A 23,496-nucleotide genomic window follows, 5' to 3' on the forward strand; every position below is an offset into this window, starting at 1 on the left:
TTGTTCGGGGCCACGGGCGATCTGGCGCACCGGATGCTCTTCCCCTCGCTCTACAATCTCCACATGGACGGGCTGCTCGCCGAGGCGCTGACGATCATCGGCTCGGGCCGCAGCGCGCTCGATCGCGCCACCTTTCAGGCGCAGGTGCGCGAAGCGCTCGCCGAACATCTCCCCGAAGACCGCGTCGACGCCGCGGTCGTCGAGGGCTTCCTCGACCGGATCGACTATTGCGCGGTCGATGCGGGCTCTGGCACCGGCTACGACGATCTCGCCGCGCTGCTCGGCGAGCGGATGGCGCGCCCGGTTGGCGTCTATCTCTCGACCCCGCCGTCGATGTTCGGGCCGATCGCGCAGGGTCTCGCCGCCGCCGGCATCGCCTGCGCCGAATGCCGCATCGCGATGGAAAAGCCGATCGGCCACGACCTCGCTTCCTCGCGCGAGGTCAATGCCCAGGTCGGCGATGCCTTCGCCGAGGACCGCGTCTTCCGCATCGACCATTATCTCGGCAAGGAAACGGTGCAGAATCTGCTCGCGCTGCGCTTTGCCAACATGTTGTTCGAGCCGCTGTGGAACGCGCAGGCGATCGACCATGTCCAGATCACGGTCGCGGAGACGGTCGGGCTCGAAGGGCGCGTTTCCTATTATGACGGGGTCGGCGCGCTGCGCGACATGGTGCAGAACCATATGCTGCAGCTGCTCGCGATCATCGCGATGGAGCCGCCCGCGAGCGTTTCGTCGACCGCGGTGCGCGACGAGAAGGTGAAGCTGCTCCGCTCCCTGCGCAAGATGAGCGCCGAGGACGTCAAATCGCTCAGCGTGAAGGGCCAGTACACCAGCGGCGCGGTCGGCGGGCAGGCGGTCGCGGGCTATGCCGATGAACTCGGCAGGCCGTCGAACACCGAAACTTTCGTCGCCCTCAAGGCGTTCATCGACAATTGGCGCTGGAAGGGCGTGCCCTTTTACCTGCGCACCGGCAAGCGCATGCCGCAGCGCCAGTCCGAAGTGCTGATCCAGTTCAAGCCGGTGCCGCACAATATCTTCGCGCGCGTCGGCGCGGCGAAGCTCGATGCCAATGTCATGATCATCAATCTGCAGCCCGAAGAGAATATCCGCGTCAAGGTGATGGCGAAACAGCCGGGCCTCGACCGCGACGGCGTCCGGCTCAAGGAGGTCAATCTCGACGTCTCGCTGTCGCACAGCTTCGCCGGCGAGCGCCGCCGTATCGCTTACGAGCGGCTGCTGCTCGATTTCATCGAGGGCGACCAGACGCTGTTCGTGCGCCGCGACGAGGTCGAGGCGCAATGGCAGTGGATCGATTCGATCCGCGACGCCTGGGCCGCGGTCGACATGGCGCCGCAGAACTACACCGCGGGAAGCTGGGGCCCGTCGAGCGCGATCGCGCTGATCGAACGCGACGGGGCGAGCTGGCATGATTGAACGCACCCCAAAGCTTCTCCCCTTGGGGGAGAAGGGTACGAAGCCTTGTCGCGCAGCGACTGGGCGCAGTTGGATGAGGGGCTCCGCCGTTGCTTTCGCTACTGCCGTTCACACCCTCACCCAGCTTCGACTAGGCAGCAAGCTGCCAAGTCTGCGCATCCCTCTCCCCCAAGGGGAGAGGGGATTGGAATTCTCATGACCGCTCTCCACCCCGCCATCGCCAGCGTGACCGACCGCATCATCGCCCGCAGCGCCGAACGCCGCGCCGCCTATCTCGACCTCATGCAGCGCCAGCGCGACGCGGGGACCAACCGCGGCATGCTGTCGTGCGGCAATCTCGCGCACGGCTTCGCGGCGTCGGGCGAGGACAAGCCGGCGATCCGCGGCGGCGCGGCGATGAACATCGGGATCGTCACCGCCTATAACGACATGCTCTCGGCGCATCAGCCCTATGGTCGCTATCCCGAGCAGATCAAGCTCGCGGCGCGCGAGAAGGGCGCGACCGCGCAGGTCGCGGGCGGCGTGCCCGCCATGTGCGACGGGGTGACGCAGGGGCAGGCGGGCATGGACCTGTCGCTGTTCAGCCGCGACAATATCGCGCAGGGCACCGCGATCGCGCTGAGCCACGCGATGTTCGAGGGCGCTCTGCTGCTCGGCATCTGCGACAAGATCGTCCCCGGCCTCCTCATCGGCGCGCTGCGCTTCGGCCATCTGCCGACGATCCTCGTCCCCGCGGGACCGATGCCCTCGGGGCTCGCGAACAAGGAAAAGCAGCGCGTGCGCCAGCTCTATGCCGAGGGCAAGGTCGGCCGTGACGAACTGCTCGCTGCAGAGGCCGCCTCCTATCACGGCGCGGGCACCTGCACCTTCTACGGCACCGCGAACAGCAACCAGATGATGATGGAACTGATGGGGCTGCACATCCCCGGCAGCGCCTTCGTCAATCCGGGCACGAAGCTGCGGCAGGAACTGACCCGCGCCGCAACGCACCGGCTGACCGAGATCGGCTGGGACGGCGACGACTATCGTCCGCTCGCGCGCTGCATCGACGAAAAGGCGATCGTCAACGCCGCGATCGGCCTGCTCGCGACCGGCGGCTCGACCAACCATGCGATCCATCTGCCCGCGATCGCGCGCGCCGCGGGGATCGTCATCGATTGGCAGGATTTCGACGAATTGAGCCACGCGGTGCCGCTGCTCGCGCGCGTTTATCCGAACGGCGCGGGCGACGTGAACCATTTCCAGGCCGCGGGCGGCATCGGCTTCGTCGTGCGCGAGCTCCTGAACGCGGGGCTGCTCCACGGCGACATCCTGACCGTCGGCGGCTCGATGGAGGCCTATGCGAGCGAGCCGCTGCTCGTGAACGACGAACTCCACTGGGAGGCCGCCCCCGCCGAGACGCGCGACGACGCGATGCTGCGCCCGGTTGCAGAGCCCTTTTCGCCCGATGGCGGGATGCGGCTGCTCGCCGGCAATCTCGGCCGCGCGATCATCAAGACGAGCGCGGTGGCCGAGGATCGCTGGACGATCGAGGCGCCCGCGCGCATCTTCGACGACCAGAACCAGGTGCTCGCGGCGTTCAAGGCGGGCGAACTCGACCGCGACGTCGTCGTCGTCGTCCGCTTCCAGGGCCCGCGCGCCAACGGCATGCCCGAACTCCACAAGCTGACCCCGGCGCTCGGCGTCCTTCAGGACAAGGGCTTTCGCGTCGCGCTGCTCACCGACGGCCGCATGTCGGGCGCGAGCGGCAAGGTGCCCGCGGTGATCCATCTGTCGCCCGAGGCGCTGCCCGGCATCGACGGCGTCAGCGGCCCGCTCGCTTATCTCGAGGACGGCGACATCGTCCGCGTTTGCGCGGTGAAGGGCGAGGTGATCGCGCTGGTCGACGAAGCCATATGGGCCGCCCGCACCCCCGCCATTGCCCCGCCGCCCGCGCTCGGCGTCGGCCGCGAGCTGTTCGCCCTGTTTCGCCATCATGCTGATGAAGCCGAAAAGGGCGGGTCGGCGATTTTGGCCGCGATGGAGGCGGTTACAGGATAACCCCTAATCCGTTCGTGCTGAGCTTGTCGAAGCACCGTCCTTCTTTTTTCAACGTCGACAAAAAGAACGGCCCTTCGACAAGCTCAGGGCGAACGGTGTGTGAAGTTTCGAACGGAGAAAAAAATGACCGACCAATCCATCGACCAGATCATGCGTCTCGCGCCCGTCATCCCGGTGATCGTGATCGACCGCGTCGAGGATGCGGTGCCGATGGCCGAGGCGCTCGTCGCCGGCGGTCTGTCGGTGCTCGAAGTGACCTTGCGTACTCCGGCCGCGCTCGACGCGATCGCCGCGATGAAATCGGTCAAGGGGGCGGTCGTCGGCGCGGGTACCGTGCTCAATCAGATCGACTTGAACAAGAGCATCGATGCAGGTGCCGAGTTCATTGTCTCGCCCGGAATAACGGCCGGTCTTTGCAAGGCGGCCATCGACAATGGCATTCCCTTTCTTCCCGGAACCGCCAATGCATCGGACATTATGCTCGGCATGGACATGGGCCTCTCGCGTTTCAAATTCTTCCCCGCGGCGACGAGCGGCGGCGTTCCGGCGCTCAAAGCGCTCGCCGGCCCCTTCGGCCAGGCGCGCTTCTGCCCCACGGGCGGCATCAGCCTCGCGACCGCACCCGAATGGCTCGCGCTCGAGGCGGTGCTGTGCGTCGGCGGCAGCTGGGTCGTGCCGCCGGGCCCGCTCGACCCCGCGAAAATCGAGACGCTCGCGCGCGAAGCCGCCGCGCTTTCGCGCCATTGATTAACCCCATTTTACCTGTCACTGTGCAGGGATAAGGCGGCAAGATAGCCGCTGGTGGGGAGATGCGCGTGCCGAGGCCGCAACCGCATTTGGACGAAGTTCTGGCATCGGAGCCGGGATCGCATATCGCTGCGCTCTTCGACTTCGACGGAACGATCATCTCGGGCTATTCGGCGACCGCGATGCTGCGCGAGAAATTCCAGCGCCGCGAAATGTCGGTCGAGGAGATTGCCGAAACCGCGCAGGTCATCGCGCAGCACAGCCTCGGCAATATCGGTTTCTCGGGGCTCATGTCGGCCGCTGCCAAATTCATGAAAGGCGTCGACGAGGAGAGCTTCATCGAATTCGGCGAGGAACTCTACAAGAAGCATATCGCGCGGAAGATTTATCCCGAAACCCGCGCGATCATCGAGGCGCATCAGGCGAAGGGCCACCGCGTCGCGATCATCTCGTCGGCGACCATCTATCAGATCGAGCCGACCGCGCGCGACCTCGGCATCGCCGACATCAAATGCTCGGCCTACGAGATCGAGGACGGCGTATTCACCGGCGAGATCGTCCGCCCCTTGTGCTTCGGCGAGGGCAAGGTGATCGCGGCCGAGGAACTCGCCGCCGAATACGGCCTCGATCTCGATCAGAGCTTCTTCTATTCGGACAGCGACGACGATATCGAACTGCTCGAACGCGTCGGCAAGCCGCGCCCGCTCAATCCCAACATGAAGCTCAAAGGCATCGCCGACGAACGGAACTGGCCGGTGCAGCGCTTCGCGAGCCGCGGCATGCCGTCGTGGATCGACTATACGCGCACCATCTACGCGACCGGCTCGCTCGTGGGGGCGTTCGCCGCGGGGCTGCCGATCTGGGCGCTGACGCGCTCGCAGCGCGAGGCGGTCAATTTCTCGATGGGGCTGTTCGGCGATTTCGCGACCGCGATCACCGGGGTCGAGCTGGAGGTCGAGGACGAACGGCATCTCTGGTCGTCGCGCCCGTGCGTCTTCATCTTCAACCATCAGAGCAAGGCGGACGTGATGATCCTCGCCAAGCTCATCCGCCGCGACATGGGGGCGGTGGGGAAGAAGGAAATCCGCGACATCCCGATCCTCGGCAAGCTGATGGAGTGGGGCGGCACCGTCTTCGTCGACCGCGCCGACGGCAAGAGCGCGATCAAGGCGATGGAGCCGCTCGTCGACGCGATCCGCGTTGAAGGCAAATCGATCTGCATCGCGCCCGAAGGGACGCGCAGCCTGACCCCGAAGCTCGAACCCTTCAAGAAGGGCGCCTTCCACCTCGCGATGCAGGCGGGGGTGCCGATCGTCCCGATCGTGATCCACAACGCCACCGACGTCGCCCCCAAGAACGAGTTCGTGATGCGCCCCGCGACGGTGCGCGTCACCGTGCTGCCGCCGGTCGATACCTCGGAATGGAGCGTGCGCAATCTGAACGCGCATGTCCGCGAGGTGCGGGGCATGTTCCTGCGCACACTGGGGCAGAGCGAGGAGGAAGGGGAGGCGGAACCCACGAAGAAGAAGGCTTCTCCCCGAAAGGAAAGGAAAGCCTAGCGCATGTCCCACATCGTCATTGCGAGCGAAGCGAAGCAATCCAGAGCGGTCTGCTCAACCCTGGATTGCTTCGCTTCGCTCGCAATGACGGAGAAGGTGTAAGCGATGGCCGACGGAACGCCTCGCGCGCCCGTCGCTTTCCAGGCCGCCACGGCCGACCGCCTCTACATCATCGACGCGCGCAACCGGGTCGAGCGGCGGGTTCTGCTCGACTGGGTCCACGCGACGGCGGGCGACCTCGGCGGCGATCAGGCGCCGCAATGGGTCAGCCTGTCGATCGCCGACGGCGACCATGCGCTCGATCTCGACACGCTCGAGGCGCGGCTCGCCGATACGTCGGACCGGCAGGTCGTGCCGCTGCGCGTCGCGTGGCGCATCCCGCATTTCGAGCGCGACCGCGCGCTCAAGTTCCGCCACCTGATCTTCGGCGATCCGCGCCAGCCGGGGCCGCTCCGCGCGCAGCTCATCCTGTGGCGCGACCGGCGGCGCGCCCAGATCCTCGTCGGAGAGGCGGCGACCGAGAACGCGCTCCGGGCGCGCTTCCTCGCCCAGACCGGCGGCGGCGATGGCGCGGAGGGCGGGAGCGAGTTCGCCGCCTTCGTCGCGCGGCAGGCGGGGCTCGCGCTCGACGTCGCCGAACGCGGCATCCGCGGCACCCGCTACAAGGTGCCGCGCTTCGTCGCCGACAGCCTGCGCACCAGCCCCAAGTTCCGCGCCGCGCTCGCGGATCTGGCGCAGCAGCTCGGCCGCCCGGTCGCCGACCTTTACCGCGAGGCGCGGCCGCTGATGAAGGAGGTCATCGCGACCCCCGGTGCGCTGTTCCTCGACCTGCGCGCGCGGCTCGACCGCATGATGTTCGGCGGCTACGCGCCCGAGATGGAGGTCGACGCCGCCGAGCTGGCGAAGCTGCGATCGGTGCTGCGCGAGCATCCGACCTGCATCCTCTTCACCCACAAGACCTATATCGACGGCGCGACGCCCAGCCGCCTCGCCTATGAGAACGACCTGCCGATGCTCCACAGCTTCGGCGGCGCCAACCTCGACTTCGCGGTGATGGGGCAGTTCTTCCGCCGCTCGGGGATGATCTTCATCCGGCGGAGCTTTCAGGACCAGCCGGTCTACAAGCTGGTGCTGCGCCATTATATCGCCTGGCTGCTCGCCAAGCGCTTCCCCTTGAGCTGGGCGTTCGAGGGCACGCGCTCGCGGCTCGGCAAGCTGATGCCGCCCAAATACGGCCTGATGAAATATGTCCTCGACGCCGCGCACGCGACAGGGACCGGCGACGTGCATTTCGTCCCCTTCGTCACCAGCTTCGACCTGATCCGCGACGTCGAGGAATATGCCGCCGAGCAGACCGGGCGGAGCAAGAAGCCCGAATCGCTGTCCTGGTTCCTCGGCTATATGAAGAGCCTCCGCGCGCCGTCGGGCCGCATCCGCATCGATATCGGCGAGCCCGTGGTGATCGAGCGCGCGCCCGGCCCCGACGACCGGCGCGCGCTCGAACGGATCGCCTTCTCGGTCGCGGTCGAAGCCAACCGCGTGACCCCGCTCACCGTCACTTCGGTCCTCTGCCTGATCCTGCTCGGCACCGCGCCGCGCGGGGTGACCGAGGGCGAAATGCGCGTGACGATCGCGCGGGTCGTCGCCTGGGCGCGCGAGCGCGATATCCGCCTCAGCCGCGAGCTCGAAAGCGGCGACGACGCCGCGCTCGCGGCGACGCTCGACACGCTGGTCGCGAGCAGCCTCCTGACCCGCTTCACGGCGGGGAGCGAGACGGTCTATTCGATCGATCCCGCGCATCATCCGATGGCGAGCTATTACCGCAACATCATCGCGCATCATTTCCTCGACCGCGCGATGATCGAGCTCGCGCTGTTCGAATTGCGCGACGCCGACAGCCGCGATGCGACCGACGCCTTCTGGGCGAAGGTCGACCGGTTGCGCGACCTGTTCAAATTCGAATTCTTCTACCCGCCGCGCGACGTGCACCGCGCCGCGCTCGAGGCCGAGCTGGGGCGCATCGATCCCGCCTGGGCGAAGCGCCTTGCAAGCGGCGACCGAGGCGTGACGCAGCTCATCCGCCGCTGCCAGCCGCTCGTCGGCCATGCGATATTGCTGCCCTTCGCCGAGGCCTATTCGGTCGTCGCCGACATCCTCGCCCGCGCGCGGCCCGGCGATGCGGTCGACGACAAGGCGCTGGCGGAGGCCGCGCTGGTCGAGGGGCGCCAGGCCTGGCTGCTCCGCCGGATCAGCAGCGAGGCGGCGATCGGTAAATTGCTCTTCGCCAACGGCCTGTCGCTGATGCGCCATATGGGTCTCGCCGAGACCGCGACCCCCGACGGTCTGAGAGCGCGACGCGCGCTGCTCGTCGAGCTCCGCGGACTCGCCAACGTCATGGAATCGATGCGCCTCGCGACGCTGGCGCTCGCGGATCGGCTGCCGCCATCGGGAGGATGAACTTGACTTATCCCAACTTCGTCATTGCGAGCGAAGCGAAGCAATCCAGAGCGGATTACGCGTGCTCTGGATTGCCGCGTCGCCTTCGGCTCCTCGCAATGACGATGGAGTAGGAGAACGAACATGCTCAAACAGCTCAGCGCGCAGGACGCCCAGTTCCTCTACACGCAGACCGCGAACAATCTGACGCATATCATGGGGGTCTATATCTACGATCCCTCGACCGCGCCGGGCGGCTTCGTGCGCTTCAAGGACATCATCCGCCATGTCGAGGCCCGCGTCGACACCTCGCCGCTGTTCCGGCGCCGCCTCCACCGGCTGCCTTTCGACCTCGACCATCCCTATTGGGTCGAGGACGAGCATTTCGATATCGAGGCGCATATGAGCCACGCGCGCCTGCCCGAGCCCGGCGACTGGCGCCAGTTCTGCATCGCGGTCGCGCGCTGGTTCTCGAAGCCGATGGACATGAACCGGCCGCTCTGGGACATCTATGTCATCGAGGGGCTCGACCGGATCGAGGGTATCCCCAAGGGCAGCTTCGCGATGCTCCACCGCGTCCATCACGCCGCGGTCGACGGCGCCTCGGGCGCGCACGCCTTCATCGCGATGAGCGACATCGACGCAGCGGGCACGCCCGCGATCGCCGAACCGCCGCCGCTGGAGGCGCTGGGCCGCGCGCCGTCGAGCGCCGAGACGGTGACGCGCGCCTGGTCGGCGTCGATGCAGTCGCCGGTCAAGTTCATGAACGCGCTGATGAAGGTGTCCCCCGCGATCGTCGCCTCGGCGCGCAAATCGATCGCGGAGGGCGGGATGGCCGCGGGCGTGCCCGAAACGCGCTTCAACGTCCCCGTCGGCCCGCACAAGATGTTCGACGGCACCACCATCGCGCTCGCCGACGTCGCCGAAGTCCGCAGGAAGGTGCCCGGCGCGACGGTCAACGACGTCGTCCTCACCACCGTCGGTGGCGCGCTGCGCAAATATCTGGAGAAACACAGGGAATTGCCGGGCGAAAGCCTCGTCGCGGTCGCGCCGATCAACCTGCGCGGCAAGGACAAGGGGGCGGGGAAGGCCTCTACCCCCGGCAATCAGGTCTCGGCGATGAGCGTGCCGGTGCGCACCGACATCGCCGATCCGCTCGAACGGCTCGCGGCGATCCGCGACTATACGGTCGAGGCGAAGGAGGCGAAGGCCGGCGTCAGCGCGCGGCTGATGACCGACCTGTCGCAGCATATCCCCGGCGCGACGATGGCGGCGGTCGCGCGCATCCTGACCAGCGAGCGCTTCGCGGTGCGCGGCACCAACCTCTTCATCTCGAACGTGCCGGGCGCGCAGGTGCCGCTCTATCTCGCCGGCGCGCAGCTCGTGCAGCAATATGGCATGGCGCCGCTCGCCAACAATATGGGGCTGTTCGTCGCGACCCCGAGCTACAACGGCCGCATCGCCTTCTCGATCATCTCCGAACGCGCGGTGATGCCCGACATCGCCTTTTTCCGCGCGTGCATCGACGAAAGCTTCGCCGACCTGATGGCGGCGTCGCCGAAGGCGGAGAAGGTGCCCGCGAAGCCCAAGGCAAAGGCGAAACCGGCGCCCGCAGCGAAAAGCGCGGCCAAGGCGGCATCGAAAGCGGCCGCAAAGCCCAAGCCGAAGGCAAAGGCAGCGGGAAAGAAAAAGCCCTCCACTTCGTCACCCCGGACGTGATCCGGGGTCCCGCCTTCCACCGTCGCCGAGTGGAACCCCGGATCAAGTCCGGGGTGACATGGGTGGAATGAGGGTGTCAAAACAGTTGCCAAAGGCAACGCAAGCCGCAAGACTCGCAAAAAATAAACCATATTGCAGGACCACCGAATGATCTTTGCCCCGACGCTCAGCGCCGACGCCGAGCTGGCCAACGCCCCCGACTATGCCGCCTGGTCGAAGGCCGCGCGGACGCATGACGCGAAATCGGGAATGCAGGCGTGGCGCGAGGCCGACGCCAGCGAGCATTTCGACTATAAGGCGATCCGCGCCCGGCTCGAAAAGCTGCGCCGCCTGTCGGCGGCGGGCGACGTCAAGGGGCTGCTCTTCGTGCTCAACGAAGGCATCCACGGCAATATCGACGGCATGGGGCACGAACGCCTCTATCAAAAGGCGCGTTTCGGCACGAAAATACTGATCGAGGCCTATGTCGCCGAAATCGTCGCCGCGCTGGAAAAGATCGCCGCGTCGCGGTCGATCCCGCGTGAGGAAAAGCGCGACTTCTTCCGCCGCGCCCAGCATTGCTACGGCCGCTCGGCGCTGCTCCTTTCGGGTTCGGGCAGCTTCCTCTTCTTCCACGTCGGCGTGGTGAAGGCGCTGTGGGACGCAGGCGTTCTGCCCAATATTCTCGCGGGGTCGAGCGGTGGGTCGATCGTCGCGGCGATCGTCTGCACCCGCAAGGACGGCGAGGTCGGCGCTTTCCTCGGCAGCGACCGGCTCGCCAACCCCGCGCGCGATCCCGAACTCCGCCGCCTCGCCCCCGACGAGGTTCGCGCCCGGCTCGCCGAGCTGATCCCCGACCTGACCTTCCGCGAGGCGTGGGAGATCAGCGGCCGCCACCTCAACGTCTCGGTCGCGCCCGCCGAAAAGCACCAGAACGGCCGCCTCCTCAACGCGATCACCGCGCCCAATGTGCTGATCCGCGAGGCGGTGCTCGCCTCCTGCGCGGTGCCCGGAGTCTTTCCGCCCGTCATGCTGATGGCGCGGGGCGAGGATGGCGGGCGCGTGCCCTATCAGCCCGACCGGCGCTGGGTCGACGGCTCGGTGACGCACGACATCCCGACCAAGCGCCTCGAACGCCTCTATGGCGTCAACCATCATATCGTCAGCCAGGCCAATCCGCTGGCGCTGCCCTTCGCGACCGACACGCGCAAGCAGATGGCGCCGATCGAGGCGATCCAGCATGCGTCGATGGCGACCTTCAAGGCGTGGCTCAACGCCAATATGGTGATCTTCCAGAAGCCGCTCGAGCTCGTACCGCCCCTGAACAGCCTCGCCAATCTCGCGCGTTCGGTGATCAATCAGGAATATACCGGCGATATCAACATCATCCGCCCGCCCAAATTCTGGTCGCCGACCAAGATCCTCTCCGACCTGTCGCAGGACGATATCGACGAGTTGATCGACACCGGGATGCGCACCGCCTGGCCCAAGATCGAGATGGTGCGCACCCAGACCGCGATCAGCCGCGCGCTCGACGCGATTCTCGCGAAGATCGACAAAGCGGGCGACGACGGCCCCGGCCACCGCGGCCCGGCGCCCCGGAAAGCGGCGCGTTGAACGCGGCGCCGGTGATCCTGCCCCGGGGGTCCGCCGGCGCGGGCGCCCGGCTCCATGTCACCCACTGGCTTCCCGCAAGCGCGCCGAAGGCAGTGGTGTTGCTCGCGCACGGCTATGCGGAACATGCGGGACGGTACGAGCATGTCGCGCAGCGGCTGACCGATGCGGGCTACGCGGTCTATGCGATCGACCATTGGGGCCATGGCCGCTCCGACGGCACGCCGGGCTTCGTGCCGCGTTTTTCGGCCTTTACGGGCGGTATGGCCGAGCTGCTGACGCTGGTCGAGGTCCATCACGCGGGCGTGCCGCGCCTGCTGCTCGGCCACAGCATGGGCGGGTTGATCGCGACCTTGTTCCTGATCGAGCGGCAGGACGCGTTCGCTGCCGCCGCGCTCTCGGGCCCCGCGATCGTTCCCGGCGCGCCGCCCTCGCGCTTTACCGTCTGGATCAGCCGCTTCCTCTCGCGCTTCTTCCCGCGGCTGGGCGTGCTGGCGCTCGATGCGGAAGGCGTCAGCCGCGACCCCGCGGTGGTCGCCGCCTATCGCGCCGACCCGCTCGTCTACACCGGCAAGATCGGCGCGCGGCTCGGCAAGGAGTTCATGGACGCGATGGCCGCGGCGCAGGCGGGCGCAGCGACGATCACCCTTCCGATCCTGCTCCAGCACGGCGAGGCCGACAAGCTGACCGCCCCCGAGGGTTCGCGCTATATGTTCGAGCATGTCTCCTCGGCCGACAAGCGGCTGATCATCTATCCCGGCCTGTTTCACGAAATCTATAACGAGCCCGAACGCGATGCGGTGCTCGATGACCTGATCGGCTGGTTCGATGCGCATGTCCCGAAACCATGACCAACATCCGTTCGTGCTGAGCTTGTCGAAGCACCGTCCTTTTCCCGTGCGGCGAAAAGAAAGAACGGCCCTTCGACAAGCTCAGGGCGAACGGAAATGAGAGGCTGGTGCTAAAACGATATGAAAATCCTGCTCGTCCTCCTCTTCGCCCCGCTGATCGCGCTGGCGCTCCTCTATTTCATCTTCCCCAGCCGTCTCGTCGCCTTCGGGCGCTGGCTGCTGCGCAAGCGCGGCGGGATGGTGCAGAAGAGCGTGACGGTCGACGGCCGCACCTGGCCCTATCTCGAGGGCGGCGACCCGGCGAAGCCGTTGCTGCTGCTCGTCCACGGCTTCGCGGGCGACAAGGATAATTGGTCGATGATCGCGCCTTACCTCACGCGCGATTATCATGTCGTCGCGCCCGACCTGCCGGGGTTCGGGGAGAATGAGCGCAACCCCGCGCTCGCCTATGACGTCGCGGCGCAGACCGCGCGGCTCAAGGGTTTCGCCGACGCGCTGGGGCTCGATCGGCCGCACGTCGCCGGCAACAGCATGGGTGGCTGGATCGCGCTGCGCTACGCGCTCGACTATCCGGACGCGCTCGCCAGCCTGATCCTGCTCGACAATGCGGGGGTGAAGGGCGCGAACGACAGCGACCTCGAAAAACAGGCGGCGAACGAGGATTACAACCCGCTCGTCATCGCCAATCTGGAGGATGCCGACCGGCTGGTGGCGATGGTCGTCCACAAGCCGCCCTTCATCCCGTCGCGGCTGAAGCCCGCGCTCTATGGCGACGCGCTCAAATATCGCGACCAGCTCGACGGTATCTTCTGGGTGATCGCCACCGAAATGCGCGACCATCCGCTCAACGACCGGCTCGGCGAGGTCCGGGTGCCGACGCTGATCCTGTGGGGCCGCCACGACCGGCTGATCGACGTGAGCTGCGTCCCCGTGCTCGAAGCGGGCATCGCGGGCAGCACCGCGCACATCATGGAGCATGTCGGCCACGTCCCGATGGTCGAGGACCCGAAAGGCACCGCCGCGATCCTCAAGGGATTTCTTGCCAAGCTTCCATGACCCTTCGTCACTCCGGACTTGATCCGGGGTCCCGCTTTCTTTCATTTGCGACGGAAAAGCGGGATGCCGGATCAAGTCCGGCATGACGAAGGAGTGAAGCGTTGCTTGCCAACCTCCCACAACCCCGCCAATCTCCGCCGAAACAGAGGGAGAGGGCGATGCGGCTGAAGATCGGGCTGCTCGGGGGCGGCAGCTGGGGAACGACGGTCGCGGCGGTCGTGTCGCGCAACGCGCCGATCACGCTGTGGGCGCGCGACGCCGAAACGGTCGAGAGCATCAACGCCGACCATCAGAACCGCAAATATCTGCCCGGTATCGCGCTGCCGCCGGCGCTGCGCGCGACCGCCGACATGAGCGCGGTCGTCGCAGGCGCGGACGTCCTCGTCATGGGGGTGCCCTCGCACAGCTTTCGCGGGGTGCTCGAAGAGGCGAAGCGGCATTTGCGCCCCTGGGTGCCGGTGATCAGCCTGACCAAGGGCCTCGAACTTTCCTCGGGCAAGCGGATGACCGAACTGATTGAGGAGATACTCCCCGGCCATCCCGTCGGCGTCCTCACCGGGCCGAACCTCGCGCGCGAGATCATGAGCGGGCAGGCGGCGGCGAGCGTCCTGTCGATGGAGGACGAGATCGTCGTCCGCGCGCTCCAGCCGGTGTTCCACTCGGGCCTGTTCCGCGTCTATACCAACACCGACCTGCTCGGCTGCGAGCTCGGCGGGGTGCTCAAGAACATCATCGCGATCGCGGTCGGCATGGGCGACGGGCTGGGCGCGGGCGACAATACGCGCTCGGCGCTGATGACGCGCGGGCTCGCCGAGATCACGCGGCTCGGCGTCGCGATGGGCGGGCGCGCCGAGACCTTCGCGGGGCTCACCGGCATGGGCGATTTGATCGCGACCTGCACCAGCCCGCTGTCGCGCAACCGCCACGTTGGGGTCGAGCTCGGCAAGGGGCGCCGCATCGACGACATCATCGCCGGAATGAACATGGTCGCCGAGGGCGTGAAGAGCGCCCCCACCGTGATCGCGCTCGCCGAACAACATGGCCTGGACATGCCGATCGCGCGCGACGTGTTCGACGTCACGCAGGGCCGGCGTAGCGCGCAAGAGGTGTTCCGCGGCCTCCTGCGCTCGGCCGTCGGTGACGAGGCGCACCCGGGTTAGGGTCGATTCTCCGCCGCCCGGTGTTTTTCGCCGATGAAGCGGGAATAATCGGGCGCCCTCCTTCGTTCCTCCTTCTGACGACAGGTCATGAAGGAGACGAACGATGAAGACATGGACCACGCTCGCACTGTTGCTCGCTCTTCCGGCGTCGGTTGCCGCGGGCGGCCCGCGCTACGAAGCGCCTCCGGGCTTCCAGACGCCCGAAATCCGGGACACGCCGATCGCCGGGGTCTACAACCAATATTGGTATAATTATCGCGCCGACATCGCCGAGGCCGAAAAGGAACTCGGCAGCGACCTTCGCCACGCGACCGACCGCGAGGACCGCTGGGATGCCTGGGACGAGTGGCAGACCGAGGTCATCGACGCCGACAAGGATTATGTGAAGGAAATGCGCAAGAAGGGCTATCGCGCCGCGCGCGTGATCCTCGGCTGATCCCGCTGGCGGGTTGTGAAGGGAAGGGCGGGCGCCGCATGGCGCCTGCCCTTGCCCATGCCCGGTCATTGCGAGCGAAGCGAAGCAATCCAGAATAGCGTATACCGCTCTGGATTGCTTCGCTTCGCTCGCAATGACGATTTATGCCGCCTCCCGTGAGGGCGAAAGGGTCAGCCCCTCCAGCCCCCGTCGCGCGCCGCTCGTTCGGCGCCTGCATCCAGCGCATCCCCCGCCATCATGTCTGCCGCCGCGGCCGCGAGGCTTCCCGACGCGGCCTGCCGATAGTCGGTCGCCGCCGCGCCGGGCGTCGTCCGCTCGAGCCGCCAGAGCCCGTCGGCGCGGCACCCGATGCCGTCGACCGCGGCGCTTTCGAAGCTACGGCAATAGCGGCCCGTGCGGTCGCGGAAGCTGAGGCCGATCCGCACCGGCGCATCCGCCGGCTGGTTCGACGCGAGCTGGGTATCGAGCGCTTCGGACAGCGGTCCCGCGGCGACCAGCGCGCCGCCCTGGACCGCGACCGGTTCGGCGGGCAGCCACGGCCGCAGCCCGATCGTCAGCCCGAGCGCCAGCGACGCCGCGATCGCGCCCCATTGCATCATGTCGAACCGCGCCCGCTTCGCTTCGCGTCGCACGGCGAGGCTGGTGTCGACGCGCCCCGCGCTCGCGATCAGGTCGAGCAGCCGGTCCGGCACCGCCTCTTCGGCGACCGGGCCGTAATGCGCCGCCAGCGTCGCGGTCAGCGCGCGGTGGCGCGCGATGGCTTCGGCGATTTCGGGGTCGGCCTCGGCGGCGCGCTCGACGCGGCGCGCCGCGACATCGTCGAGTTCGCCGTCGACATAGGCGGCGATGGTGGCACGGTCGATCGTCATGCCGCTTCTCCCAACAGGTGCATCAACGTCTCGCGCCCGCGCGCGAGGCGCGAGGTGATGGTGCCGATCGGCACTTCCAATATCTCGGCCGCCTCGCGATAGGCATAGCCCTCGACGAGGACGAGCATCACCACTTCGCGCTGTTCGTCGGGCAGATGCGCCATCGCGCCGTCGACGTCGCCGCGCAGCGCTCCCGCCTCGACATGCGCGGCGCCGTCGCCTGCGACTTGCAGCGCGGCCTCATCGATCGGCTTCTGAACGCCGCGGCGCGCGGCGGCGCGGCGCTCGTCGATCCACAGGTTGCGGGTGATGCGGTACATCCAGCTGTCCAGTCTCGTTCCGTGGCTCCATTGGTCGCGCGATTTCAGCGCGCGCTCGATGGCCGCCTGGCACAGGTCGTCGGCATCGCTCGCATCGCGCGCCAAGCCGCGCGCAAAACGGCGCAGGCGCGGCAACAGCCCGACCAGTTCATCTTCAAAGCGCATCGCCTGCCTTTTCGCATGACTGCGGAAGAAACGACGACCTTCTATCGTTTCTTCCGCATCCTGCTAAAAAATTTCGCGCGGTCGTCTCTTCGGCGATGCGCGAGGAGATGGAATGCGACTGCCGACCGCCCTGATGCTGACGCTCTGCCTGCTGCTCGCGGGCGCCGGGCCGCGCGCGGCGGCGCAGATCGCGCTGCCGCCGGTCCAGCTCCCGGAGCTTCCCCCGCTGCCGCGGATCGGCGAGCGGCCGCTGATCGACCTCGACCGCACGCTGGGCCGGCTGCGGCTCGACCGGGTCGCCGCGCTGCTCCGCGAGCACCCCGACGCGGTCGAGCTCGACCGCGACGACCAGCTCGCGGTGCGCGGCATCCTCGTCGCGGCCGGGGTCGACGCGGCGATGATCGCGCGCGCGGCCAGCGAAGGCTTCGCGCTGGAGAGCCGCGAGCGGATCGAGGGGCTCGATCTCGACATCGCCCGCTTTCGTGTGCCCGACGGCCGCAGCCTGGCGCGCGCGCAGAAACAGCTCGCGAAGCTGCTCCCCGAGGCCGAGGTCGACGCCGATAATCTCTATTTCGCGAGCGGCAGCGGCGGGACCGCCGGCGCCGTTCTGTCCACGGCAGCACTCGCCGCCGCAACGCCCGGTCGCGCGTCGCTGGGGCTGATCGACGGCGGCGTCGCGGCGCATCCGTCTGTCGCGGGGCGCGTCGAGCAGCGCGGCTTCGCGCGCGGAGCGCCCAGCCCCAGCCGTCACGGCACCGCCGTCGCCTCGCTGCTGATCGGCGAGGGGGCGGTGCGCGGCGCCGCGCCGGGCGCGCGGCTGCTCGCCGCCGATGTCTATGGCGCCGATCCCGCGGGCGGCAACGCGAGCGCGATCGCCCGCGCGCTCGGCTGGTTCGTGCAGCGCGGCGCGGCGGTCGTCACGATCAGCCTTGTCGGCCCCGACAACAAGCTGCTCGCGCTCGCGATCCGGCGCGCGCAGGGGCGTGGGTTGCTGATCGTCGCGGCGGTCGGCAACGACGGCCCCGCCGCGCCCGCCGTCTATCCCGCCGCCTACGCGGGCGTGCTCGGGGTGACGGGGGTCGATGCCAGGGGGCATGTGCTTCGCGAGGCCGGCCGCGCGGCGCAGGTCGATTTCGCCGCGCCCGGCGATGCGGTGCTCGCGGCGACGGGGGCGGCGAGCACCGATCGGCTGCGTGGCACCTCCTTCGCCGCGCCGCTCGTCGCCGGACGCCTCGCGCGCCTTTATCCGACGCCCGCCGTCGAACGCATCGACCCCGCGATCCGCGCGCTGGTCGCCGAGGCGCGCGACCTCGGCAAGAAGGGCCGTGACAAGCAGACCGGCTATGGTCTCATCTGCGGCGATTGCGGCCGCTGATTTTTTCGGGAAGAAAATCCGCAGCCTCATCGTTCTCCTTCCAGGCCCACCCCTCCGGGCCACAGCATCAGGAGAAGCATCATGGCTTATCGTACCCATATTTCCGCCGCCGCGCTGATCGCCTCGGCGCTCGTCTTCGCGACCCCCGCTTCGGCGCAGTTGCTCGGTGGCAGCGGCGGGCTTGGTGGCAGCCTCGGCGGCACGCTGGGCGGCACGCTCGGCAATCCCACCGGATCGATCGGCAGCACGATCGGCACGACGGGCGACCTCACCGGTTCGGGGCGCGGCGACGTCGACGTCGACCGCCGCTCGGGCCGCGTCCGCGGGCACGGCGACGCCGATGCGCGCGGCAAGGGATCGGCCGACGCCGGGCTGCTCGGCGACACGCTCGGCACCCAGGCGAGCGGTTCGGGCAGCGCGTCAGGCAGCGGCAGCGTCGACGCGCAGGCCGTCGGCACCGATTTCGTCGGCCAGACCGCGCGCGGCGCGGTCGGCACGGCACGGGGCGCGGCTTCGACCGCAACGGGCACCGCGCGCGGTGCGGTCGGGACTGTCCGCGACCGGGCGGGCGGCGCTCTGTCGAACGTCTCGGGCAGCGCCAATGGCGCCGGCTCGGCCGCGGGCAGCTTCCAGGGCAGCCTCGGCCAGCTCGCCGCGGCGGGCAGCGGCGCGGCTTCGGGCGACGGCATGTTCGCGGTCGCTCCGGGCATGCCCGTCACCGACCCGCGCGGCAAGGTGATCGGCTACGTCCATGACGTGCGCCAGACCGGACAGGGCGTCGTGCAGGCGGTGAGTGTCGAGGTCGGCGACCGCGTCGCGACGCTTCCGGCGGCCAGCTTCTCGGGCTCGGGCAATGCGCTCGTCACGGGCATGACCAAGGGGCAGCTCAAGGACGAGGCCAAGCAGCAGGAAGCGGCCGCAAACTGACGAACAAGGGGTAGCCGGCGGATCCGCCTGGACGCGCCGGCTATCGACTGGACGGGCCGTCTGACCGGGCGGCCCGTTCTTTTTGCGTGCCCCTCAATAACTCCGCGGCATCCCCAGCACATGCTCGGCGACATAGGAGAGGATCATGTTCGTGCTGATCGGCGCGACCTGATAGAGGCGCGTTTCGCGGAACTTGCGTTCGATGTCATACTCGGCGGCGAAACCGAAACCGCCGTGGGTCTGGATGCACGCCTCGCCCGCGGCCCAGCTCGCCTCGGCGGCGAGCATCTTCGCCATATTCGCCTCGGCCCCGGCATTCTCGCCCGCCTCATATCGGGCGATGCCGTCGTGGACGAGCAGTTCGGCGGCGCGCATCTGCGCATAGGCGCGCGCGATGGGAAACTGCACCCCCTGATTCTGGCCGATCGGGCGACCGAACAGCACGCGCTCCTTGGCGTATGCACTCGCCTTCTCGATGAACCACTTCGCATCGCCGATGCACTCGGCGGCGATCAGCAGCCGCTCGGCGTTCATGCCCGAGAGGATGTAGCGGAACCCCTTGCCCTCCTCGCCGATCAGGTTCGCGACGGGGATGCGCATATTGTCGAAGAAGACCTCGGTCGTCGCATGGTTCATCATCGTGTCGATCGGCCGGATCGACAGCGTCCCGGCGGCGAGCGCCTCCTTCATGTCGACGAGGAAGACCGACAGGCCCTCGGTGCGGCTCGCGGCTTCCTCGCGCGGGGTGGTGCGCGCGAGCAGGATCATCAGGTCGCTATGCTCGGCGCGGCTGGTCCACAATTTCTGGCCGTTGACGATGTAATGATCGCCGTCGCGCCTGGCGGTGGTCTTCAGGCTCAGCGTATCGGTGCCGCTCGTCGGTTCGGTGACCCCGAACGCCTGCAGGCGCAGCTCGCCCGTCGCGACGCGGGGCAGGTAGCGCGCCTTCTGCTCCTCAGACCCGTGGCGCAGCACGGTGCCCATCACATACATTTGCGCGTGTACCGCGCCGCCGTTGCAGCCCTGACGCTGGATCTCCCCGAGGATCGCCGCGGCGGCCGACAAGGGCAGGCCCGCGCCGCCATAGTCCTCGGGGATCAGCGCGGCGAGATAGCCCGCTTCGCCCAGCGCCGCGACGAATTCCGATGGATATTCGCGGGCGCGGTCCTTCGCCTGCCAATAGGGGCCGGGAAAGGCGGCGCACAGCTTCGCGACCTCTTCGCGGATGGCGGTATAATCGTGCATCGGCGGTCTCGCTCCCTCAGATCGGGTCATAGCCGAAGATATCGCCCGACCGCTCGTCGGGCCGGGCGAAGCTCGGGCGGAACGCGGGCAGCATCTCGTCGGCGATCGCCTGCGCGGTCCAGCCCTCGCTTTTCTGCATCGAACGGATCGGGCGCGGCTTCGAAAAGAGGAATATCTCGTTCTTGCGCACGCCGAAAATCTGGTTGGTGACCTCCTCCGCCGCGTCGCTGGCGAGGAAGGCGACGAGCGGCGCGATCTTGTCGGCGCTCATCGTCTTCATCCGCTCGACCCGCTCGAGTTCCTCGGGGGTCGAGGCGGGGATCGACGCGGTCATCCGGCTCCATGCGAAGGGCGCGATGCAGTTCGACCGCACTCCGGCGCGCGCCATGTCGAGCGCGATCGACTGCGACAGGCCGACGATGCCCAGTTTCGCCGCCGAATAATTGGCCTGCCCGAAATTGCCGATCAGCCCGCTGGTCGAGGTGAAGTGGATGAAGCTGCCCGACCCCTGCTCGCGGAAATAGGGCGTCGCGGCCTTCGACACGTTGAAGCAGCCGTTCAGATGGACGTCGATCACCGCGTTCCAGTCCTCGTGGCTCAGCTTGTGCCAGATGCGGTCGCGCAGGATGCCGGCATTGTTCACCACCGCGTCGATGCGCCCGAAATGCCGCACCGCATCCTCGACGATGCTCGCCGCGCCCTTGGGGTCGGCGACGCTCGCGCCGTTGACGATGGCGCGGCCGCCCGCTGCCTTGATGTCGTTCACCGTCTCCTCGGCGGGCGACAGGTCGGCGCCTTCGCCTTCGCCCGAGGTGCCGAGGTCGTTGACCACCACCGCCGCGCCCTCGCGTGCGCAGAGCAGCGCGATCTCGCGCCCGACCCCGCGCCCCGCGCCGGTCACCGCCACCACCTTGTCCGCCAACAGCCCGCTCATGCCGAGTCTCCCATATTTTCGTCGAACCGGGCTAGGGGAGTGGGTGCAATACTTCAATATATAGAAGTATTTTTCATATATGTGAAAAACACTAGCGCGCTTTTCCCTTGATGGAGGCGAAGAGAAGGTTGAACCTCCTGCGCACCCACCGCATATCGGTTTCATGCCGAAACTTTCCTTCCTCGACCTCGTCCCTGTCACAGACAGCGGGACGATCGCCCAATCGCTCGCCAACGCCGCCGATCTCGCCCGTCATGCCGAGGCGCTCGGCTATCATCGCTATTGGGTCGCCGAGCATCACGGCATGGCGGGAATCGCGAGTGCCGCGACCTCGGTCGTGCTCGCGCATGTCGGCCATGCGACGCAGAGCATCCGCATCGGCGCTGGCGGGATCATGCTGCCCAACCACGCGCCGATGGTGATCGCCGAACAGTTCGGCACGCTCGAGGCGCTGTTCCCCGGCCGGATAGACCTGGGGCTGGGCCGTGCACCCGGCTCGGACCAGCGCGTCGCGCAGGCGCTGCGCCGCAACCTCGCGAGCGACGAGCGGCAATTCCCGCAGGATGTGGTCGAACTGCAGGCCTTCCTTGCCGGCGACGAGCGGCTCGGTATCCGCGCGGTGCCGGGGGAGGGGAGCCAGGTGCCGCTGTGGATCCTGGGATCGAGCCTGTTCGGCGCGCAGCTCGCGGCGATGCTGGGGCTGCCCTACGCCTTCGCCAGCCATTTCGCGCCCGACGCGCTCGACGAAGCGCTCGACATCTATCGCCGCCAGTTCAAGCCGTCGGCGCAGCTTTCCGAGCCCTATGCCGCCGCGGCGTTCAATGTCTTCGCGGCCGATACGCGCGAGGAGGCCGAACTGCTCGCATCGTCGCAGCAGCAGGCCTTCGTCGCGCTGCGCACCGGCAATCCGGGCAAGATGAAGCCGCCGCTCGAAGGCTATAAGGACAGCCTGCCGCCCAATGCGCGCGCGATCCTCGATCATGTGCTGCAATGTTCGGCGGTCGGTACCGTCGACGACGTCGCGGCGGGCCTCAAGGCCTTCGTCGCGCGCACCGGGGTCGAGGAGGTGATCGTCGCTTCGTCGATGTACGATCATGACGCGCGCAAACATTCGGTGGCGCTCGCGATGGAAGCGGCGAAATCGCTTTAAGCGAAATATCGCCGCATCTCCGAGCCCTTCGACTGCCCTGGCGGGCGCTCAGGATAAACTTCGGCCTTTGGCCGAAGACGAGGGGCCCGTTCGAGCGCAGCGAGAACCCGCGGGCGTCGCCGCCTCGACTTCGCTCGGGGATGCGGTTCTACATGGTTCGCCGCTTAAAGGTCCCCGTGTTGACGCGCCTCCGGCCGCGGCGGTATAGGGACGGCGCCAATCGGGCGGCCCGCATGGGGTCGCCTTTTTACTTTGCCTGTCTGGAAAGGTGCTGTGCCATGTCGATCACGCCGCTGATGCCCGTTTACCCCCGGTGCGCAGTGCGTCCGGTGCGCGGCGAAGGCGCCTATCTGATCGGCGAGCGAGGCGAGCGCTATCTGGATTTCGCGAGCGGCATCGCGGTCAACCTGCTCGGTCACAGCCATCCGCACCTGACGAAGGCGATCCAGGATCAGGCGGCGACGCTGATGCACGTGTCGAACCTCTACGGCAGTCCGCAGGGCGAGGCCTTCGCCGCGCGGCTCGTCGAGAACACATTCGCCGACACCGTCTTCTTCACCAATTCGGGCGCCGAGGCGGTCGAATGCGCGATCAAGACCGCGCGCGCCTATCATTCGAGCGCGGGCAATGCCGAAAAGCATAACCTGATCACCTTCAACAACGCCTTCCACGGCCGCACGCTGGGCACGATCTCGGCAACCAATCAGGAAAAGCTGCGCAAGGGCTTCGACCCGCTGCTGCCCGGTTTCGCCTATGCGCCGTTCGACGACGTCAATGCCGCGCTCGATCTGGTCGACGACAATACCGCGGGTTTCCTGGTCGAACCGGTGCAGGGCGAGGGCGGCATCCGCCCCGCGTCGCAGCCCTTCCTGCAGGCGCTGCGCGACGTCTGCGACAAGCGCGACCTGATGTTGATCTTCGATGAGGTGCAGTGCGGCGTCGCGCGCACGGGAACCCTCTATGCCTATGAGCAATATGGCATCGCCCCCGACATCATGGCGAGCGCGAAGGGCATCGGCGGCGGCTTCCCGATGGGCGCGTGCCTCGCGACCGAAAAGGCGGCGCGCGGCATGGTGATCGGCACCCACGGGTCGACCTATGGCGGCAATCCGCTCGCGATGGCGGCGGGGCAGGCGGTGTTCGACGTGATCCTCGAGGAAGGCTTCCTCGACCAGGTCAAGGCGACCGGCGAGCGGCTCCGCGGCGCGCTTGAGCAGCTCATCCCCAATCACGACCATCTGTTCGACAGCGTGCGCGGCATGGGGCTGATGCTGGGGGTCAAGCTCAAGTCCGACAGCCGTGCCTTCGTTGCGCATCTGCGCGACAATCACGGGCTGCTGACGGTGGCGGCGGGCGACAATGTCGTGCGCATCCTGCCGCCGCTCAACATCGGGCAGGGCCATATCGACGAGTGCATCGAAAAGCTGTCGGCGGGCGCGGCGAGCTATACGCCGCCCGAGTCCTGATGTTTTCCGTT

Annotated in this window: 19 protein-coding genes; 15 read left to right on the plus strand and 4 right to left on the minus strand. The window is 67.7% G+C overall.

The genetic code is table 11. The features are described from left to right. Positions 1-33: 33 nt before the first annotated feature. The 11 genes from zwf to ACOTSS_RS07060 all read left to right on the plus strand — a co-directional run bounded on the left by zwf (position 34) and on the right by ACOTSS_RS07060 (position 15,034). Positions 34-1,437, plus strand: coding sequence for a glucose-6-phosphate dehydrogenase (zwf, locus tag ACOTSS_RS07010; RefSeq protein ID WP_448691302.1), 1,404 nt, complete (start codon positions 34-36; stop codon positions 1,435-1,437). 195 nt (positions 1,438-1,632) lie between these two features. Then, positions 1,633-3,477 carry a phosphogluconate dehydratase gene (gene edd / locus ACOTSS_RS07015; protein WP_448690782.1) on the plus strand — a complete coding sequence of 615 codons (1,845 nt, stop codon included), beginning with the start codon at positions 1,633-1,635 and terminating at the stop codon, positions 3,475-3,477. A gap of 123 nt (positions 3,478-3,600) precedes the next feature. Continuing rightward, the gene (gene eda, locus ACOTSS_RS07020) at positions 3,601-4,224 is read left to right on the plus strand and encodes a bifunctional 4-hydroxy-2-oxoglutarate aldolase/2-dehydro-3-deoxy-phosphogluconate aldolase (protein ID WP_448690783.1); all 624 of its coding nucleotides are present in this window, start codon (positions 3,601-3,603) and stop codon (positions 4,222-4,224) included. A gap of 89 nt (positions 4,225-4,313) precedes the next feature. Beyond that, positions 4,314-5,783 carry an HAD-IB family hydrolase gene (locus ACOTSS_RS07025; RefSeq protein ID WP_448690784.1) on the plus strand — a complete coding sequence of 490 codons (1,470 nt, stop codon included), beginning with the start codon at positions 4,314-4,316 and terminating at the stop codon, positions 5,781-5,783. A 105-nt stretch (positions 5,784-5,888) separates the two neighbouring features. Continuing rightward, a complete protein-coding gene (locus ACOTSS_RS07030; protein WP_448690785.1) occupies positions 5,889-8,240 on the plus strand; it encodes a glycerol-3-phosphate 1-O-acyltransferase in 2,352 nt (783 codons plus the stop codon). A gap of 123 nt (positions 8,241-8,363) precedes the next feature. Continuing rightward, positions 8,364-9,938: a WS/DGAT/MGAT family O-acyltransferase gene (locus ACOTSS_RS07035; RefSeq protein ID WP_448690786.1), complete on the plus strand. Its 1,575-nt coding sequence runs from the start codon at positions 8,364-8,366 to the stop codon at positions 9,936-9,938. A 147-nt stretch (positions 9,939-10,085) separates the two neighbouring features. Beyond that, positions 10,086-11,534 (plus strand): DUF3336 domain-containing protein, encoded by a 1,449-nt coding sequence (locus ACOTSS_RS07040; RefSeq protein ID WP_448690787.1) that lies wholly within the window; start codon positions 10,086-10,088, stop codon positions 11,532-11,534. A gap of 11 nt (positions 11,535-11,545) precedes the next feature. After that, a complete protein-coding gene (locus tag ACOTSS_RS07045) occupies positions 11,546-12,382 on the plus strand; it encodes an alpha/beta hydrolase (RefSeq protein WP_448690788.1) in 837 nt (278 codons plus the stop codon). A gap of 120 nt (positions 12,383-12,502) precedes the next feature. Further along, a complete protein-coding gene (locus ACOTSS_RS07050) occupies positions 12,503-13,438 on the plus strand; it encodes an alpha/beta fold hydrolase (protein WP_448690789.1) in 936 nt (311 codons plus the stop codon). A 158-nt stretch (positions 13,439-13,596) separates the two neighbouring features. After that, positions 13,597-14,598 (plus strand): NAD(P)H-dependent glycerol-3-phosphate dehydrogenase, encoded by a 1,002-nt coding sequence (locus ACOTSS_RS07055; RefSeq protein ID WP_448690790.1) that lies wholly within the window; start codon positions 13,597-13,599, stop codon positions 14,596-14,598. A 103-nt stretch (positions 14,599-14,701) separates the two neighbouring features. Further along, entirely contained in the window at positions 14,702-15,034 is a 333-nt protein-coding gene (locus ACOTSS_RS07060; RefSeq protein WP_095387495.1) for a hypothetical protein, read from the plus strand. Between the two features lie 170 nt (positions 15,035-15,204). Here ACOTSS_RS07060 and ACOTSS_RS07065 read toward each other — a convergent pair whose 3' ends face one another. Both ACOTSS_RS07065 and ACOTSS_RS07070 read right to left on the minus strand, forming a co-directional pair. Then, on the minus strand, positions 15,205-15,903 hold the full coding sequence (locus ACOTSS_RS07065; protein ID WP_448690791.1) for an anti-sigma factor family protein: 699 nt from the start codon (positions 15,901-15,903) through the stop codon (positions 15,205-15,207). Further along, the gene (locus tag ACOTSS_RS07070) at positions 15,900-16,388 is read right to left on the minus strand and encodes an RNA polymerase sigma factor (protein WP_448690792.1); all 489 of its coding nucleotides are present in this window, start codon (positions 16,386-16,388) and stop codon (positions 15,900-15,902) included. The genes ACOTSS_RS07065 and ACOTSS_RS07070 overlap by 4 nt, the downstream gene beginning before the upstream one ends. Before the next feature lie 112 nt (positions 16,389-16,500). Between ACOTSS_RS07070 and ACOTSS_RS07075 the strand changes: the two genes are divergently transcribed. Next, positions 16,501-17,763, plus strand: coding sequence for a S8 family serine peptidase (locus ACOTSS_RS07075; protein ID WP_448690793.1), 1,263 nt, complete (start codon positions 16,501-16,503; stop codon positions 17,761-17,763). An 81-nt stretch (positions 17,764-17,844) separates the two neighbouring features. After that, positions 17,845-18,690: a hypothetical protein gene (locus ACOTSS_RS07080; RefSeq protein ID WP_448690794.1), complete on the plus strand. Its 846-nt coding sequence runs from the start codon at positions 17,845-17,847 to the stop codon at positions 18,688-18,690. Positions 18,691-18,783: 93 nt separating this feature from the next. On the opposite strand, the gene ACOTSS_RS07085 is transcribed toward ACOTSS_RS07080, so the two are convergent. Both ACOTSS_RS07085 and ACOTSS_RS07090 read right to left on the minus strand, forming a co-directional pair. Then, positions 18,784-19,935 carry an acyl-CoA dehydrogenase family protein gene (locus ACOTSS_RS07085; RefSeq protein ID WP_448690795.1) on the minus strand — a complete coding sequence of 384 codons (1,152 nt, stop codon included), beginning with the start codon at positions 19,933-19,935 and terminating at the stop codon, positions 18,784-18,786. A gap of 16 nt (positions 19,936-19,951) precedes the next feature. Next, positions 19,952-20,869: an SDR family NAD(P)-dependent oxidoreductase gene (locus tag ACOTSS_RS07090; RefSeq protein ID WP_448690796.1), complete on the minus strand. Its 918-nt coding sequence runs from the start codon at positions 20,867-20,869 to the stop codon at positions 19,952-19,954. Between the two features lie 163 nt (positions 20,870-21,032). Between ACOTSS_RS07090 and ACOTSS_RS07095 the strand changes: the two genes are divergently transcribed. Both ACOTSS_RS07095 and ACOTSS_RS07100 read left to right on the plus strand, forming a co-directional pair. Next, positions 21,033-22,019, plus strand: a complete 987-nt coding sequence (locus ACOTSS_RS07095) for an LLM class flavin-dependent oxidoreductase (protein WP_448690797.1) — start codon at positions 21,033-21,035, stop codon at positions 22,017-22,019. Positions 22,020-22,297: 278 nt separating this feature from the next. Then, complete coding sequence (locus ACOTSS_RS07100) at positions 22,298-23,485, plus strand: acetylornithine transaminase (protein ID WP_448690798.1); 1,188 nt, start codon at positions 22,298-22,300, stop codon at positions 23,483-23,485. Positions 23,486-23,496 lie beyond the last annotated feature (11 nt).

The sequence above is a fragment of the Sphingopyxis sp. NJF-3 genome, assembly GCF_053514865.1.